The organism is Bradyrhizobium erythrophlei (assembly GCF_900129505.1).
Classification (GTDB): domain Bacteria; phylum Pseudomonadota; class Alphaproteobacteria; order Rhizobiales; family Xanthobacteraceae; genus Bradyrhizobium; species Bradyrhizobium erythrophlei_D.
This window is the reverse complement of sequence record NZ_LT670818.1, coordinates 6,413,960-6,430,258: the sequence shown is the minus strand read 5'-3', so window position 1 is coordinate 6,430,258 and position 16,299 is coordinate 6,413,960. Positions and strand designations below refer to the sequence as shown.

16 protein-coding genes are annotated in these 16,299 nt (G+C 63.1%); 6 read left to right on the top strand and 10 right to left on the bottom strand.

The genetic code is table 11. The features are described 5' to 3' along the window. Positions 1-105 precede the first annotated feature (105 nt). A complete protein-coding gene (locus tag B5525_RS29790; protein ID WP_079569196.1) occupies positions 106-636 on the bottom strand; it encodes a DedA family protein in 531 nt (176 codons plus the stop codon). 398 nt (positions 637-1,034) lie between these two features. On the opposite strand from B5525_RS29790, the gene parE reads away from it, so the two are divergent. The 4 genes from parE to B5525_RS29770 all read left to right on the top strand — a co-directional run bounded on the left by parE (position 1,035) and on the right by B5525_RS29770 (position 5,308). Continuing rightward, positions 1,035-3,092 (top strand): DNA topoisomerase IV subunit B, encoded by a 2,058-nt coding sequence (gene parE, locus B5525_RS29785; protein ID WP_079569195.1) that lies wholly within the window; start codon positions 1,035-1,037, stop codon positions 3,090-3,092. 243 nt (positions 3,093-3,335) lie between these two features. Further along, positions 3,336-4,121 carry an outer membrane protein gene (locus tag B5525_RS29780; RefSeq protein WP_079569194.1) on the top strand — a complete coding sequence of 262 codons (786 nt, stop codon included), beginning with the start codon at positions 3,336-3,338 and terminating at the stop codon, positions 4,119-4,121. Positions 4,122-4,300: 179 nt separating this feature from the next. After that, on the top strand, positions 4,301-4,486 hold the full coding sequence (locus tag B5525_RS29775; RefSeq protein WP_079569193.1) for a hypothetical protein: 186 nt from the start codon (positions 4,301-4,303) through the stop codon (positions 4,484-4,486). A gap of 51 nt (positions 4,487-4,537) precedes the next feature. Further along, positions 4,538-5,308, top strand: a complete 771-nt coding sequence (locus B5525_RS29770; RefSeq protein ID WP_079569192.1) for a glucose 1-dehydrogenase — start codon at positions 4,538-4,540, stop codon at positions 5,306-5,308. A 156-nt stretch (positions 5,309-5,464) separates the two neighbouring features. On the opposite strand, the gene B5525_RS29765 is transcribed toward B5525_RS29770, so the two are convergent. The 3 genes from B5525_RS29765 to B5525_RS44590 form a co-directional block, all read right to left on the bottom strand. Then, entirely contained in the window at positions 5,465-6,232 is a 768-nt protein-coding gene (locus B5525_RS29765; RefSeq protein ID WP_338075231.1) for an outer membrane protein, read from the bottom strand. A gap of 248 nt (positions 6,233-6,480) precedes the next feature. Further along, a complete protein-coding gene (locus B5525_RS29760) occupies positions 6,481-8,001 on the bottom strand; it encodes a caspase family protein (RefSeq protein WP_079569191.1) in 1,521 nt (506 codons plus the stop codon). 131 nt (positions 8,002-8,132) lie between these two features. Continuing rightward, a complete protein-coding gene (locus B5525_RS44590; RefSeq protein WP_154073512.1) occupies positions 8,133-8,306 on the bottom strand; it encodes a hypothetical protein in 174 nt (57 codons plus the stop codon). Between the two features lie 302 nt (positions 8,307-8,608). Here B5525_RS44590 and B5525_RS29755 point away from each other — a divergent pair, with 302 nt between their 5' ends. Next, the gene (locus B5525_RS29755) at positions 8,609-10,096 is read left to right on the top strand and encodes a DEAD/DEAH box helicase (RefSeq protein ID WP_079569190.1); all 1,488 of its coding nucleotides are present in this window, start codon (positions 8,609-8,611) and stop codon (positions 10,094-10,096) included. A gap of 132 nt (positions 10,097-10,228) precedes the next feature. Then, positions 10,229-11,296: a GGDEF domain-containing protein gene (locus B5525_RS29750; RefSeq protein WP_079569189.1), complete on the top strand. Its 1,068-nt coding sequence runs from the start codon at positions 10,229-10,231 to the stop codon at positions 11,294-11,296. A gap of 120 nt (positions 11,297-11,416) precedes the next feature. Here the strand turns inward: B5525_RS29750 and B5525_RS29745 are convergent, their stop codons facing one another. The 6 genes from B5525_RS29745 to sufC form a co-directional block, all read right to left on the bottom strand. Then, entirely contained in the window at positions 11,417-11,866 is a 450-nt protein-coding gene (locus B5525_RS29745; RefSeq protein ID WP_079573963.1) for a TfoX/Sxy family protein, read from the bottom strand. A 160-nt stretch (positions 11,867-12,026) separates the two neighbouring features. Next, the gene (locus B5525_RS29740) at positions 12,027-12,437 is read right to left on the bottom strand and encodes a HesB/IscA family protein (protein WP_079569188.1); all 411 of its coding nucleotides are present in this window, start codon (positions 12,435-12,437) and stop codon (positions 12,027-12,029) included. A 127-nt stretch (positions 12,438-12,564) separates the two neighbouring features. Next, a complete protein-coding gene (locus tag B5525_RS29735) occupies positions 12,565-12,951 on the bottom strand; it encodes an SUF system Fe-S cluster assembly protein (RefSeq protein WP_079569187.1) in 387 nt (128 codons plus the stop codon). Next, the gene (locus B5525_RS29730; protein ID WP_079569186.1) at positions 12,948-14,195 is read right to left on the bottom strand and encodes a cysteine desulfurase; all 1,248 of its coding nucleotides are present in this window, start codon (positions 14,193-14,195) and stop codon (positions 12,948-12,950) included. The genes B5525_RS29735 and B5525_RS29730 overlap by 4 nt, the downstream gene beginning before the upstream one ends. Next, entirely contained in the window at positions 14,192-15,517 is a 1,326-nt protein-coding gene (sufD, locus tag B5525_RS29725; RefSeq protein WP_079569185.1) for a Fe-S cluster assembly protein SufD, read from the bottom strand. The genes B5525_RS29730 and sufD overlap by 4 nt, the downstream gene beginning before the upstream one ends. A 23-nt stretch (positions 15,518-15,540) precedes the next feature. Continuing rightward, positions 15,541-16,293 carry a Fe-S cluster assembly ATPase SufC gene (gene sufC / locus B5525_RS29720; protein ID WP_079569184.1) on the bottom strand — a complete coding sequence of 251 codons (753 nt, stop codon included), beginning with the start codon at positions 16,291-16,293 and terminating at the stop codon, positions 15,541-15,543. Positions 16,294-16,299: the final 6 nt, after the last annotated feature.

The following is a 16,299-nucleotide window of genomic DNA, read 5'->3' as shown; positions in this document are numbered from 1 at the left end:
GAATTTTAGCAGCGTTCGCACCCCGGCGCGACAGCGATGCGACCACACCGCGAGGCGGTTCGAGGAGATCAACATCCCCGACCCCCGGTCTATTCCATTAGCGCCCTAAACCGTGCGCCACAGCCATTCGGCGATCTGCGCGATCACGTCGCCGAACAACAGGAGAGCCGCCGACCAGACCAGCGCCGATACGAAATTGGCGATCTGGAAGCTCCAATAGGGCATCTCGAAGATACCCGCGGCGAGCGGCACCGAGGCCCGCAGCGGTCCGAAGAAGCGCCCGATGAAGATGCTGGGCACGCCCCAGTTCCTGACAAACGCCTCGCCCCGCGGCAGGATCTCGGGGTAGCGCGACAGCGGCCACATCTGCGCGACGTGTTCCTTGTATTTGAAGCCGAACCAGTAGGAGACCCAATCGCCGAGCGCCGCGCCGATCCCGCCGGCGATCCACACCGGCCAGAAGCTGATGCCGCTGGCACCGATCAGCGCGCCGATCGCCACCAACGCCCCCCAGGCCGGAATCAGCAGCGAAATGAAGGCGAGGGACTCGCCGAACGCCAGCAACAGAACGATCGGGGCGGCCCAGGCCTGATGTTCGCGCACGAAGTCGGCCAGGGCGCGCCCAAAATCTTCCATTCCGAAAACGCCCTCCCCGGCGGTTGTCGTGTTTGAACGTTCCTAGGGTTCCATCCCTAAGATCAGGTAAGCGAGCCCGGTCGGCGACATCAAGTCACAAAGACGGGGACCCAGCGTGAGTTCCGACCAGCCAAAACTGTTGCAACCCCAATAGGAACCTAGCAAAAGGCGGATGCCGTAAGGATCATCGATGATGCGCGCTGGGCGCAGGCGCAGCGGGTGCCCGCTCCGTGTTGCCGGCGCCGTGGTATTGCGGACGCCGCGCGCCCGATTCTATACCGCGCCTCCTCGGAGCCGGCTTGGGGGCCTCGTCCTGCCGTCACTTTTTAAGCTCATCCGTGGCATAGTCAGGGGAACCGATTCGCCGCGCCCAACTTGCGCGCAACACATGAAAAAGTATGAACAAGCCATTGAAATCACCTCCTAAAACCAAGTCTACCTCCGACCTGTTCGGAGCCTCGGAACCGAAAGGCAAGGCCGCGCTCAAGGTCGCTTCGCGCGGCTCCAGCGCCGAAGCCGGCTATACCGCCGCGGATATCGAGGTGCTGGAAGGCCTCGAGCCGGTGCGGCGCCGGCCTGGCATGTATATCGGCGGCACCGACGAAAAGGCGTTGCATCATCTGTTCGCCGAAGTCATCGACAATTCCATGGACGAGGCGCTCGCGGGGCATGCTACTTTCATCGAGGTGGAACTCGGCGCCGACGGATTTTTGACCGTCACCGACAACGGGCGCGGCATTCCGGTCGATCCGCATCCGAAATTCCCGAAAAAATCAGCGCTCGAAGTCATCATGTGCACGCTGCATTCCGGCGGCAAATTCGACTCCAAGGTTTACGAAACCTCGGGCGGCCTGCACGGCGTCGGCGTGTCCGTCGTCAACGCGCTGTCCTCGCGGCTCGAGGTCGAGGTCGCCCGCGGCCAAAAACTCTACCGCATGGCGTTCGAGCGCGGCCAACCCCAGGGCAAGCTGGAAGACCTCGGCAAGATCAACAATCGCCGCGGCACCCGGATCCGCTTCAAGCCGGACAGCGAGATTTTCGGCGGCAAGGCCGTCTTCAAGCCGCAGCGCCTGTTCAAGATGGCGCGCTCCAAAGCCTATCTGTTCGGCGGCGTCGAGATTCGCTGGCGCTGCGACCCCACGCTGTTGAAGGGCCTCGAGGATGTGCCCGCCGAGGACAGTTTTCATTTCCCGGGCGGCCTGAAGGACTATCTGGCCGCCGCGATCCATAACGACACCCTGGTGCATCCGGATATCTTCTCCGGAAAATCGGGTCGCACCGGCGGTCACGGCGGCTGCGAATGGGCCGTGGCCTGGACAGCCGACGCCGACGGCTTTCTCTCCTCCTACTGCAACACGGTGCCGACGCCCGATGGCGGCACCCACGAATCCGGCATGCGCAGCGCGCTGCTGCGCGGCCTGAAAGATCACGCCGAGCGCGTCGGCCAGGGCAAGCGCGCCGCCAGCGTCACCTCGGAAGACGTCATGGTGGGTGCTGCCGTGATGCTCAGCGTGTTCGTGCGCGAGCCGGAATTCCAGGGCCAGACCAAGGACCGCCTTGCCACCGCCGAAGCCCAGCGCATCGTCGAACAGGCCATCAAGGACCCGTTCGACCACTGGCTGTCCGGCAATCCGCTGCAGGCCAACAAGCTCCTGGATTTCGTCGTCGAGCGCGCCGACGAGCGGCTGCGCCGCCGCGCCGAGAAGGAGATCTCCCGCAAGACCGCAGGGAAGAAGGCCCGCCTGCCCGGCAAGCTCGCCGATTGCACCAATACGGCTGGCGAAGGCAGCGAGCTGTTCATCGTCGAGGGCGACTCGGCCGGCGGCAGCGCCAAGCAGGCGCGCGACCGCAAGACTCAGGCGATTCTTCCTTTGCGCGGCAAAATCCTCAACGTCGCCTCCGCCACCAAGGACAAGCTGACGGCCAACGCCCAGCTCGCCGATCTGGTCCAGGCGATCGGCTGCGGTACCGGGCCCCAATATCGCGAGGAAGATCTGCGCTACAGCCGCATCATCATCATGACCGACGCCGATGTCGACGGCGCGCATATCGCTTCGCTCCTGATCACCTTTTTCTACCGGCAGATGCCGCGGCTGATCGACGAAGGTCATCTTTATCTCGCCGTGCCGCCGCTCTACCGCCTCACTCATGGCAGCAAGACGGTGTACGCCCGCGACGAGGCCCACAAAGACACGCTGTTGAAGAGCGAGTTCAACGCCAATGCGAAGGTCGAAGTCGGCCGCTTCAAGGGGCTGGGCGAAATGATGCCGGCGCAGCTGAAGGAAACCACCATGGACCCGGCCAAGCGCAGCATGCTGCGGGTGGTGCTGCTGGCCGACGACCGCGAGGGCACCGCCGATTCGGTCGAGCGGCTGATGGGCACCAAGGCGGAGGCGCGATTCGCCTTCATCTCCGACAAGGCCCCGTATGCCAGCGAGGATCTGCTGGACGTCTAGGCCTCAAGGAGCGGGTTGCCGACGGTCGCGGAGGGCGATTCCGCGATTTTCACGCCGATTTAGGCCATTCGCGGCTCGTCTGGCGGTCTAACCCCCGGAATACCCCGGACCGTTTTCCGGTGGGTGTGCCTACCCTGCAACAGCATTTTTGGTTGAAACGGCTATAGTCCGGCTATCAGGTTTTGAGATTCCACGCTCACCGGCACGCGATCCGGACCGAACGTTCAGCTACTGGGGATAAAGATGAAGAAATTAGTGCTCGCTCTGACCGCGCTGGCGGCTTTCACCGGATCCGCCATGGCGGCCGATATGGCGCCCCGCTACACCAAGGCTCCCCCGCCGATGCCGGTCGCGCCGAGCTGGACCGGTTTCTACATCTTTGGCGGCGGCGGCGGCGGTCTGTGGGCGGCTGATCAGCACGTCCAGACCACGGCAGGCGCCCTGCCCCTCAGCATCGATCAGCGTCAGGGTGGCTCCGGCTGGTTCGGTACTGTCGGCGCCGGCTACGATTGGCAATTCAACGGCTCCTGGGTCGCCGGCATCTTCGCGGACGGTCAGTTCGGCAGCCTGAAGGGCACCATCCAGGATCCGACGGTAGGCTGGACCGCAACTGCGAAAATGCAGGACGCTTGGGCGGCCGGTGCGCGCGTCGGTTATCTCGTGGCGCCGAATGTCCTCTCCTACGTCAACGGCGGCTATTCCGGTTCGCACTGGTCTGGGACGACATTCTTGAGCACGATCAGCGGTTTCCCGGTGGGTGATCATACCAATTCGTTCAACCGCAATGGCTGGTTCATCGGCGGCGGTGTCGAGAACAACCTGAACATTTTTGGCATCACCGCGCCTGGCTGGTTCATGAAGACCGAGTATCGCTCGGCCTTCTATAACGCGAAGAGCGTCAATGAGCTGGCCGACGGCACCAATGCACTGGTCGGGCGCGATATCAGGTTCAATACTTGGACCCAGACCATCTCGACCTCGCTGGTTTACCGCTTCAACTGGAGCGGCCCGGTCGTCGCCAAGTACTGATCTGAGCTAAATCAGAGCCTCAAAAGCCCCGGCATGGTCCGGGGCTTTTTTGTGCCTTGCTGATCGTGGTTGCAGGACGGATCGGATCAGCCAACCGTACCCTTGCTCCGAGGCAGCCCGCGCGTCACTCTGGTGGCCGTTGCGCGATGGCCGCGCAACTAGCGCGGACGAGGATTTCCATGCGCCAATTGCTTCTGATCCTCGGCCTGCTCGCGCTCGCCGTCGGCCTGCTCTGGATCGGCCAGGGCCTGGGCGTGATCAATTGGCCGCCATCGAGCTTCATGATCAAACAGATCCAGTGGGCCGGCTACGGCGCGGCGCTGGCCGCGCTGGGCTTGGTCCTGATCTGGCAGAGCAAGCGCTAAAGCACGTTTCCAGGGGCGGACGACGACCGGCGTGATGAGGAGAATCCAGCAATGAGTTCGGGACCATTCGATCTCAGGGGCAAGGTGGCGATCGTCACCGGCGGCAATGGCGGCATTGGTCTCGGCATGGCGCAGGGACTGGCCGACGCCGGTGCGGATATCGCCGTCGTCGGACGCAATGAAACGAAGTCGAGCGCTGCGGTCGCCGAACTCAGGGCCCGCGGTGTCAGGGCGATCTCGATTGCCACGGATGTCACCGACAAGGCCGCCGTCGCCGCCATGACCGGGCGGACGGTGCGCGAGCTCGGCCGCATCGACATTCTCGTCAATAACGCCGGCATCAATATCCGCAAACCACCCGACGCGCTCGATATCGCGGAATGGGACAGCGTGATCAGCACCAACCTCACCAGCGCGTTTCTGTGCTCACAGGCGGCCTACGGCGCCATGAAGGAAACCGGCGGCGGCAAGATCATCAACATCGGCTCGATGATGTCGATCTTCGGCGCCAGCTTCGCGCCCGCCTATGCCGCGAGCAAGGGCGGCATCGTGCAGTTCACGCGCTCCTGTGCCTGCGCCTGGGCCGCCGACAATATCCAGGTCAATGCGGTGCTTCCCGGCTGGATCGACACCGACTTGACCAGGCGCGCCCGCGAGCAGATCGACGGCCTCCATGACCGGGTTCTGGCGCGTACGCCGGCGTCCCGATGGGGTGCCTCGGCCGATTTCGCCGGGATCGCGGTGTTTCTCGCTTCAGCCGCGTCCGACTTCGTCACCGGCACCGCGATTCCCGTCGATGGCGGCTATTCCATCATGGGTTAGCGCCACAGCAGCGAGCACCCCGCGTCGCCGGCCTTCCGGTCAAAAGTCTTCAAGCGCGCGGAGCGGCTCTCACGAGCGACGCACTCAACAAAAAGCCCCGGACGATGCCGGGGCTTTTGTTTGTCGAAGTTTCTATCTGCCGAAGCTTCGCTGCGGTCAGTATTTCGCGACCAGAGGTCCGTTGAACTTGTAGCTCACCCGGGCGACGGCGGACTGAATATCGCGCGGCTTGACGTCGAAGCTGTACACGCCAAAATTGGTGCCGAGCTGATAGGCCCGGGTCCCGAAGGCCGCATAGTCATATTCGAGACCGAAAATCCAGTTCTGGGTGATTCCGTATTCCCAGCCCGCGCCAACGGTCCAGCCGTTGTGCCAATGATTATCCGAGCCCGAGCCGATTGCTGGCGGAACCACATCGGAGACTGCGAGGTGGCTGTTCACGCCGGCATAGCCGCCCTTGACGTAAAACAGGTTGTTATTCGCGGTGATGCCGGCGCGACCCGTGATGGTCGCCATCCAGTTGTTGTGCCAGCTGAACACATCGTCGCGCGCGCCGAAAACGGTGTTGGACAGGGTACCGCTATTGTCCAACCCCGAGATCGTGCCTTCAAGGCCGGCCACGTAGTTGCTGGCTTGCCAGTTGTAACCGATCTGGGCGCCGCCAAAGACGCCGGCGCCGTGCTGGCCGAAACCTTCGCGCGGAACGAGATCCCCGAACAACGTGGTGTTCGCGGTATTCGTCCAAACCTGGTTGCTCCAGGAACCACCGATATGACCGCCGACATAGAAGCCGGACCAGTCGTAGACCGCATAAGCCAGCGGCGGCGCCTTGGCGTAAGGAAATGGCGCGAGGTCCGCGGCGGAAGCAGCGCCTGCGCCGAGCGTGACGAGTGCCAGCGCGGCAACGAATTTTGACCGGATCATCTTTCATCCCCCAAGAAATATCTTCCCCGATAGCTGCGTAGCGCGGAGTCCTTGCCAATTCGTCGACGAACGCGGGCGCGGCGCCAACACGCGCAAGCGCCGCCCGCCAATTTGCGGCTTATGGTTAATTTGGGATCAGTTGAGGCGCTCGACGCGCTACGGCGTTTTCGCCGCGACGGCGGCCCCAGTCGTATCGAGAAATCACGTCAAATCGAGCATCGACAGTTCCGTTTTATCGAAGCGGAAATCTAGCGCCGAAAACTCCTGATCTCGGACACGCTGCCGTCGCGATAGGTCAGTTCGACCGACACAAATTGCGTTGACGGCGCGAGCTTGAGATAAGGCTGTGCGTCGTGCGGAATGACGCTGGGATCCCTGGGGTCGCAGGGCGGCATTTTCAGGACCTTGTCCGGCACCGCGCTGTCGATGCCGACGCGCACTTCGCGGATCGCGCAGCGATACGACATCAGATGCGTGTAGTAGACGAGCAAACCGTTGAATTCGCGAAATGACAACCAGCTGGTCGCGGTCATGTCGAGAATCTTGCGCTGATCGTGGATCAGTGCAGCTTCAGGATCGAACTTTATTGGAAACGGTCCCTGCAACTCGCCTGACGTGTCGACATAGCGGACCTGGATAGTCGCCGCCGGTGCGTCGGCGGCAAGCTCGATCGACGGATTAGGCATCCGCTTGCGGGTGCGCGGATCAAGCGTGTCGAGAAAACCGGTCTCGCGGAATTCACCGGCATCGCCCATCCGCCATGAAATTCCGAGCGTCGGATCGAGGATCGAGAACACCACCGTCCAGCCGCCATTGTGACGGGAGAACATCGCGATCGGCGCATTGACGCTGTCGTTCGCGGGCGGCGCGATGCGCGGCACCGACACCGGCGGCAATGCCGCGACCTGCTGCGGCGGCGCGGCCGGTTTTGCCGTGTCCTTCGCAATCTCGGGCGCGTTCTTGGCCGCGCCATTGAGGAACACGTCGTCGACCATCTGGTCGAAATAAACCGGGATCTGCTTGTGGCTCACGGTCTCCGCCATCTCGCTGACGATCCGGCGGGTGTGCTGCGCGACCTGGACCAGGTTCTCGCCGGGCTGCAGCAGCTCTTTCGAAAATGTTCGCGTGAACACGGAATTGGGATTGTCGTCGTTGTTGGAGAGCCGATCGAGCGCGGTCTGCCGCGGCCCCGCCGAAAACACCGAGAACACGCCTTCCGGCAATTGCGTCATCGGCGCGAGGCCGCCGCCGCCGGCCACCGCGCGCGTGCCTGACCGCTCGAACGGATTGTTGCGGCAGGCATCGAACACCAGGATGGCGGTGCGCACCTTCTTGTTCTGCAGCCGTTCGATGACGCGGTCGGCGAGGATGGAGGCGTCGCGCACCAGCTCTTCCTGGCCCTCGGTCGCCGCCGGCACGTCGGTCGGCAGCAGGAAATTCTGACCCGCGATCTCAAAGCCGTGGCCGGCATAGAAGAAGAAGGCGGTATCGCCCGGCTCGACCGCCTTGTCGAACGCCAGCAGCGTTTCGCTGAACGCCTGCCGGGTTTGGTTCTCCGCCACCATCACGGAGAAGCCGAGCTGCTTCAAGGTGTCGCCCATGGTGCGGGCGTCGTTGACCGCCTTCTGCAGTTTTGGAACGTTCTTGTAGTCGTTATTGCCGATCACCAGCGCGACGCGCTTTTCGGCATGCGCGGGCGCGGCGAACGCCAGTAACGACGCGGCGAAGCCCAACGCCAGGACGGCCCGTAACGACAGCCAGTTCTTCATCGGTATTCCCCGCCTTGCACGATCAGCTCGGGTTCGTGCGAACCATTGGCTTGGTCGGCAAAGGCGTGCCGCCGGTTCAATCCGACGCCCCGCCCGCTTGCACCACACGTTAATCATCGGCGCCGCGAAATTCAGCGCCCGTAGCGCCACCCGCACGTGGCAAAAATAAGCGCAATCGCCAGCAGCGACGAGACGATCAGCAACATCGCCGAGAGCTGCCGGTAGCGCAGATGATCGCGATGCTCCAGATGCGGGTGATGGCCGACGGTGGCGATCAGCCGGGTGCGACCGGCTTGGGATGTCATCTGTCATGCGTGGTGAGAGCTGTGGCGATCACTTGTCATTTGACCGCGAAATGACGAGTGCGCCGGTTATTTGAGCGAAAACATTAAGCTTTTTCGGCTATTTGGTCGTTCGCAGATTGACTTTGGCTATTTCGACCCTATGTTTCGCCTTAACGCGGCCCCGGATCGAAACGCGATTCCCCTGGGTTAGCCGCTCGTCTGCGTAAGTCAGAACCCCCAGCTTCTTAAAGCGCGCCGTTTCGGGGTTGAACGCGACAGCCTATTACCCTCGATTCCGAACGGCGGTGTCGACTAGAGGCTCAATGTCTTTTTCCCATCTCGGTCTTTCCGACAAGGTGCTCGCCGCAGTTGCGGCCACCGGCTACACCACCCCCACCCCCATTCAGGAACAGGCGATCCCCCATGTTCTGGCCCGCCGGGACGTCCTCGGCATCGCCCAGACCGGCACCGGCAAGACCGCTGCCTTCGTCCTTCCGATGCTCACTCTGCTGGAAAAGGGCCGCGCCCGGGCCCGAATGCCCCGCACCCTGATCCTGGAGCCGACCCGCGAACTCGCGGCCCAGGTCAAGGAACAGTTCGACAAATACGGCGCCGGCCAGAAACTCAACGTCGCGCTCCTGATCGGCGGCGTCTCGTTCGGCGACCAGGACACCAAGCTGACCCGCGGCGTCGACGTGCTGATCGCAACCCCGGGCCGGCTGCTCGACCACACCGAACGCGGCGGGCTCTTGCTCACCGGCGTCGAACTCCTGGTGATCGACGAAGCCGACCGCATGCTGGACATGGGCTTCATTCCCGACATCGAACGCATCTGCAAGATGATCCCGTTCACGCGGCAGACGCTGTTCTTCACCGCGACGATGCCGCCCGAAATCGCCCGCATCACCGAAACCTTCCTGCACAATCCCGTCAAAATCGAAGTTTCCAGGCCGGCGACGACCGCCGTGGGCGTGTCACAGTTTCAGGTTCCGGTCAGCCGGGAGCCGCACGAAAAGCGCGATATCCTGCGCCGCCTGTTGCGCGAAGCCAAGGATCTCAACAACGCAATCATCTTCTGCAACCGCAAGCGCGAAGTGGCACTGTTGCACAAGTCGCTGCAGAAGCACGGCTTCAGCGTCGGCGCCCTGCACGGCGACATGGATCAGTCGGCGCGCACCGCAGCACTCGATCAATTCCGCAAAGGTGAAATCCCGCTCCTGGTCGCCTCCGACGTCGCCGCCCGCGGCCTCGACATTCCGGCCGTGAGCCACGTCTTCAATTTCGACGTCCCCCATCACGCCGACGACTATGTGCACCGTATCGGCCGTACCGGCCGCGCCGGGCGCGCCGGCACCGCGATCTCCATCGTCTCCCCGCTCGACTACAAATCGATGGCGGCGATCGAAAGGCTGATCGGACAAGCCATTCCCCGCGTCGAGGGTCACGCCGAGAGCCCGGTGGCCGACGGTGCAGCCGCATCGTCCGGCGGCGAAACCGAACGGCCACGTCATCACCGTGGCCGCGAAGGCGCGCACGACGGCGCAAGGGAAGGATCACGCGAAGGTTCGCGCGGCGGCCGCAAGCCGCGGCGGGAACGCGAGCCCGGCCGCTCCGGCGGCGGCCGCCATTCCGGCCCGAAGCCGCAGGCGCCGGCCGCCGCGTTCACGCCACCAGCCGCGCCAGCGCCCTCACGCGCGCCCTCGATCGGCCGCGCCGAAGCGCCGCAGGCGCCGCGCGATGCCGCTTCCGAACCCGCCGACCACTCGCATCTGCCGGCCTTCCTGCTGCGTCCCGTTCGCGCCAGGGTTTGAAGCCTTCGTTAAACGGCAGCGGGAACTCGTTTACCGGTCGTTCATTCTCCTCCCTTAACTTGGCGGCGATAATGATAAAATTATTGCTGCCTAAAGCGGGCCGCGCTGTCCGCAATTTCGGGGACGAGATCTGTGATCAAGGTGCTCGACGACCACGAACGCACGTTGGCCTTCGCCGAAGTCGCGTTGGGCCAGATCAAGTCCCTCCGGCAGACCGCCATCCCGCGCAATTATGAAATCTGGTACGTCTACGCGACCGGCTACAATTCGCCCCTCAACAAGATCATCAACGAGACGCTGGCCCGCAACGGCAAGCTGACGGAATCCGATCTCGAGCAGATCTACGAGACCTATCTGTCGCAGATCAAGACCAGCGACCGCATCGACAAGGTGGGCGCGCGGGTGATCGGCGAAATCGACGAGGTGATGACGCTGATCGGCGAAGCGCTCGCAATGTCGGCGAATTACGACGCTACCCTGAGCGGCGCGAGCCGGAATCTTTCGGCCAGCCAGAAACCCGATCAGGTCAAAACGATCGTCGAAACCCTGGTGAAATCCACCCACGAGATGCGTGTTACCAACAAGGCGCTGGAAGAGCGGCTGTCGTTGTCGAAAAACGAGATCAGCAATCTGCAGCATAGCCTCGAAGCCATCCGGGCCGAGAGCCTGACCGATCCGCTCACCGGGCTCGGCAACCGCAAATATTTCGATCGCTCGATCGAGAGCGCCGTGGAGAGCGCGCAAGCCAGCGGCGAGCCGCTGTCGCTTCTGATGTTCGACATCGACCACTTCAAATCGTTCAACGACTCCTACGGCCATCTCACCGGCGATCAGGTGTTGCGGCTGGTCGGCATGTCGCTGAAGCAGACCATCAAGGGCCAGGACATCACCGCCCGTTATGGCGGCGAGGAATTCGCGGTCGTGCTGCCCAATACCGCGCTGCGCCAGGCGTTGACGGTCGCCGATCACATCCGCCGCGCTGTGATGTCGAAGGAATTGAAAAAGAAATCCACAGGCGAAATTCTCGGTCGCGTCACCATCTCGGTCGGCGTTTCCATGCTGAAGCCGGGTGACGACACGGACTCGCTGATCGAGCGCGCCGACGCCTGCCTCTACGCCGCCAAGCGCAACGGCCGCAACCGCGTCATCTGCGAAGTCGATCCGGAATATACCGCCGAGAATCACACCCAGGTCGCCTGAGTCTTACAACGCGAAACCCGCTCCGCTCCCTCATGGTGAGGAGCGCGTCTTCGCGCGCCTCGAACCATCAGGCAACGATCTCGTTTGCGGCCATCCTTCGAGACGGCGCTTCGCGCCTCCTCAGTATGAGGACCTTTTTCCTGGCGTCCTCTTTTTCTTCCTTGCAGCAGGCCTCTTAGGCGCCGCTTTGCTGCCCAAGACGCCCTTAGCTGCGACCTTCTTCGCCGCCTTGCGCGCCTTCGGACGCTTGCGGATCGCGGCGCGTTGCGCCGCGGCCAGTGCCGCCCTCGCCCAGCCAGTCAGCTCTTCCGGCTCGTCAAACAGCCGGGCCGGCAGCTGCCAGTACGAGTTCACCGTGACGGTCCTGGCTCGCGTCTGATACTGAAACGGCTTTGAACCCTCCGCCTCGAATTGCGAAATGGTCGCTTCATCGGCACGGAAATACAGGCCGGCTCGGAGCGCCAGCGCGAAGTTGATGCCGTCGGCCGAAATGCCGAAGCCCGAGAACATCGGGCGGATCGTGACCGGTCCGAAATCCGAGAACAGATCGATCAGGAAGTCGCGGTCCATGGCGTCGCTCATGCTTCGTACGTCGTCCCGGCCTTGAGCCGGGACCCACACACCGAGGCCTCTCGTTACCGCATTATGATCGACGACTTCGCGCAAAATCAAGCGCCGGTGGTCATGGGTCCCGGCTCAAGACCGGGACGACGCGGAGATTGGATCCGCGCTAGCCATCCACTTTCGCAGCCGTGAGCTGCACCGACTCGCCGCAGCCGCAGGCGCCGGTCTGGTTCGGGTTGTTGAAGATGAACTGCGCCGACATCTTGTCGGCCTTGTAGTCCATCTCGGTCCCCAGCAGGAACAGCACCGCCTTGGGGTCGACCAGGATCTTCACGCCCTTGTCCTCCACCACTTCGTCGGTGGGACGAATGTCGTGGGCATATTCGACCGTATAGGATTGCCCGGCGCAGCCGCCGTTCTTGATGCCAACGCGCAGGCCGACGATCTCGGAATCGGCGCGTCTCGTCAGTTCCGCGACACGCTGGGCGGCAGCTTCCGTCAGCTTCATGACCTGCGGGCGGGGACGCGGCTTCGGCTTGGAGGCGGGTGTCGTTGAAGCGGGTGTCATGTCAGTCATGTGGTCAGTCCCAATGGCAAATCAATGCCGCTATTTCCCTCGAACAGGCAAAACCCACGCCACTTTAGTTTTGAGCATGATCTCTTCGAAAAACGGTTTCCACTGTTTCGGATCATGCTCTGACGCTTCACCACATATTGAGGACGAGGCGCGCCTCGTCGGTCATCCGGTCCGGCGTCCAGGCCGGATCCCAGACCAGATTGACGTTGACCATGCCGACGCCGGGAACGCTGGCGACCGCGTTCTCCACCATCGTCGGCAATTCACCGGCCGCCGGACAATTCGGCGTCGTCAGCGTCATCATGATATCGACGCTGCGATCGTCCTTGATGTCGACCTTGTAGATCAGGCCGAGTTCATAGATGTCGGCCGGAATTTCCGGATCGAACACCGTCTTCAGCGCGGAGACGATCTCGCCGCCGAGCCGTTCGGTCTCCTCCGGCGGCAACGCCGAAAGCGTCTCCATATTGGCGGTTTTGACTTCGAGATTCTTGGCTTCGGCTGTGTCCGTCATGAAAACAATTCCCGCGCCTTGATCAGCGCCTGTGCCAGATGGTCGACTTCTTCGCGCGTATTATACATCCCGAACGAGGCGCGGCACGTCGCCGTCACGTTGAACCGCTCTAAAAGCGGCATCACGCAATGGGTGCCGGCGCGCACCGCGATCCCCTGGCGGTCGATGACGGTGGCGACATCGTGGGGATGGGCGCCCTTCATCTCGAACGAGATCACCGGTCCCTTGGCCCGAGCGGTCCCGATCAGGCGCAGCGAATTGATTTCCCGCAGGCGATCCTGCGCATAGGTCAACAGATCCTGCTCGTGGGCGGCGATGCGCTCCTTGCCGATCGAATTGATGTAGTCGATCGCAGCCCCCAGCCCGATCGCCTCGACGATCGCCGGGGTGCCTGCCTCGAATTTGTGCGGCGGATCGCCATAGGTGACCCAGTCGCGCGCGACTTCGCGGATCATCTCGCCGCCGCCATTATAGGGGCGCATCGCCACCAGGTGCTGATGCTTGGCATAGAGCACGCCGATGCCGGTCGGGCCGTACAGCTTGTGACCGGTGCAGACGTAGAAATCGGCGTCGATATCTTGCACGTCGATCGCAAGATGCACGGCGGCCTGGCTGCCGTCGATCAGCACCGGAATACCGCGAGAATGCGCGATTTTCACGACGTCCTTGACCGGGACGATGGTGCCGAGCGCGTTCGACATCTGCGTGATCGCCACCAGTTTGGTGCGCGACGTCAGCGCCTTCTCGAATTCCTCGATCAGGAAATTGCCTTCGTCATCGACGTCGACCCATTTGATGACGGCGCCGTGGCGCTCCCTGAGGAAATGCCAGGGCACGATGTTGGAATGGTGCTCCATGATCGAGAGCACGATCTCGTCGCCTTCCCCGATGTTGGGCTCGCCCCAGGACGACGCCACCAGGTTGATCGCCTCGGTGGCGTTGCGGGTGAAGATGATCTCCTCGGTGCGCGCGGCATTGAGGAATGTCGCCACCTTGGCGCGGCCGCCCTCATAGGCCTCCGTCGCCGCATTGGCGAGGTAATGCAGGCCGCGGTGCACGTTGGCGTATTCGGATTTGTAGGCCTCCGTCATGCGCTCGAGCACCGCGTTGGGCTTCTGCGCGGATGCCGCGTTGTCGAGATAGACCAGCGGCTTGCCGTAGACCTCGAGCGCCAGCGCGGGAAAATCCTCCCGCACCCGCGCCACGTCGTATGAACCATTCAGGACTGCCGGATGCATGCTCATCCCCGTGCCGCCAGCCAGCGCTGCGCCGCCGAGACTGCGAGTTCGCGTAAATTATCATTGGCGATGGATTCGATGGCCTCGCCGACAAAGGCCTGGATCAAGAGCGACTGCGCTTCCTTCTCGGGAAGGCCGCGCGCGCGCAGATAGAACAGCAGGCTCTCGTCGAGTGCGCCGGTGGTGGCGCCATGGCCGCAGGTGACGTCGTCGGCAAAGATTTCCAGTTCCGGCTTGTTGACGGCTTCCGCCTCGTCGGAAAGCAGCAGCGCCCGAGTCATCATCTTGGCGTCGGTCTTCTGCGCGTCGGGGCGAACGATGATGCGCCCCTGGAATACCGAATGGCCGCGGTCGTCGACCACCGAGCGGAAGATCTCGCGGCTCTCGCAGTTCGGCACCGCGTGATCGAGAAACAACGTCGAGTCCGCATGCTGGCGGCCGTTGAGCAGATTGACGCCATTGGTCTCGACGCGGGAATGCTCGCCGGCAAAAGCGATGGTTGCCTGGTAGCGGCTCACAAGCGATCCGCTGGTGAGTCCAAACGTATTGTAATGCGCCCTGGCGCCCAGCGTCACCTGGCTCGAGGTGATGTTGAAGGCCTCGCGGCTGTCCTCGACCAAACGAACCTGGTCGAGACGCGCCCCGTCGCCGATGGACACGATCAGGGAGTCGTGCACCTGATAGGTTTTCGCGCCGTCGGCAGCGATATAACTCTCCACTAGCGTGGCGCTCGCGGCCTTGCCGAGCTTCAACAGCGAGCGCGTGAACATCGCCGAAGGCGTTGCCCCGCTGGCGATATGGACGATGTGCAAAGGCTGCGCCAGCGCGGCACCGTCGGCGACCTCGATCACGACGCCATCGGTCATCATGGCGCTGTTCAGCGCCACCATGGTATCCGGATTTTCCGGCCCGAGCAGCTGCACCTGCAGATTGGTATCGCCGGCCTCCAGCGCCTCGCGCAGCGTGCGGACCGCGACTCCCTTTTCGAGGCTCGCAGTCTCCGAGAGGTTGGGCGCAAACACCCCGTCCACCAGCACCAGCCGGCGCGCGCCGGCGACCACATGCAGTTTCAGCGCCGCAGCCGCCCGCTTCAGCGCCGCCGCATCCGGCGTAGCCGCAAGCGGCAGCACCTCGCGCATCAACACGCGCAAATCCGTGTATTTCCAGTCCTCGATCCGCCGGTGCGGCAGGCCGGCGCGCTCGTAAGCCTCGAACGCTCGTTGGCGCGCCTCGGCGACCTTGCCGGCACCCGGCAGCCGGCCCTGCGCGACAGCGAAAGCATCGCTTAGCGCGCGTCCGATCTCGGTCTTTGCCAGTGCAACATTCATCACAGAAATCCGTCTTGAGCGCGTCAGGCTGCGTCTTCGAACTGGGCGTAGCCGGAAGCCTCGAGCTCCAGCGCCAGTTCCTTATTCCCGCTCTTTACCACGCGGCCCTTCGACATCACGTGCACGAAATCCGGCAGGATGTAATTCAACAGCCGCTGATAATGCGTGATCACCACCATGGCGCGGTCCGGCGAGCGCAGCGCATTGACGCCGTCGGCCGCGATTCGGAGCGCGTCGATGTCGAGGCCGGAATCCATCTCGTCGAGGATGCACAGACTCGGTTCGAACAGCGCCATCTGCAGAATCTCGTTGCGCTTCTTCTCGCCGCCGGAGAACCCGACATTGACGCCGCGGCGCAGCATTTCCTGCGGAATGTTGAGTTTTGCGGCGACCTCGCGAACCTTCTTCAGGAAGTCTGGCGTGGAGTACTCGCCCTCGCCGCGCGCCTTGCGCTGCGCATTCAACGCCGTGCGCAGGAAGGTCATGGTGGCGACGCCGGGAATTTCCACCGGATACTGGAACGCGAGGAACACGCCCTTGGCGGCACGCGCGTCGGGCGACATCTCCAGCAGGTCCTCGCCATTGAAGAGGATCTCGCCGCCGGTGACCTCATAGCCCGGCTTGCCCGCGATGACATGGCTCAGCGTCGACTTGCCGGAGCCGTTCGGCCCCATGATGGCGTGTACCTCGCCCTTGTTCACCGTGAGCGAAAGCCCATGGAGAATCTCACGCTCCTCGACACGGACCTGCAGGTTTTTGACTTCGAGTAGGGGCATTATGCT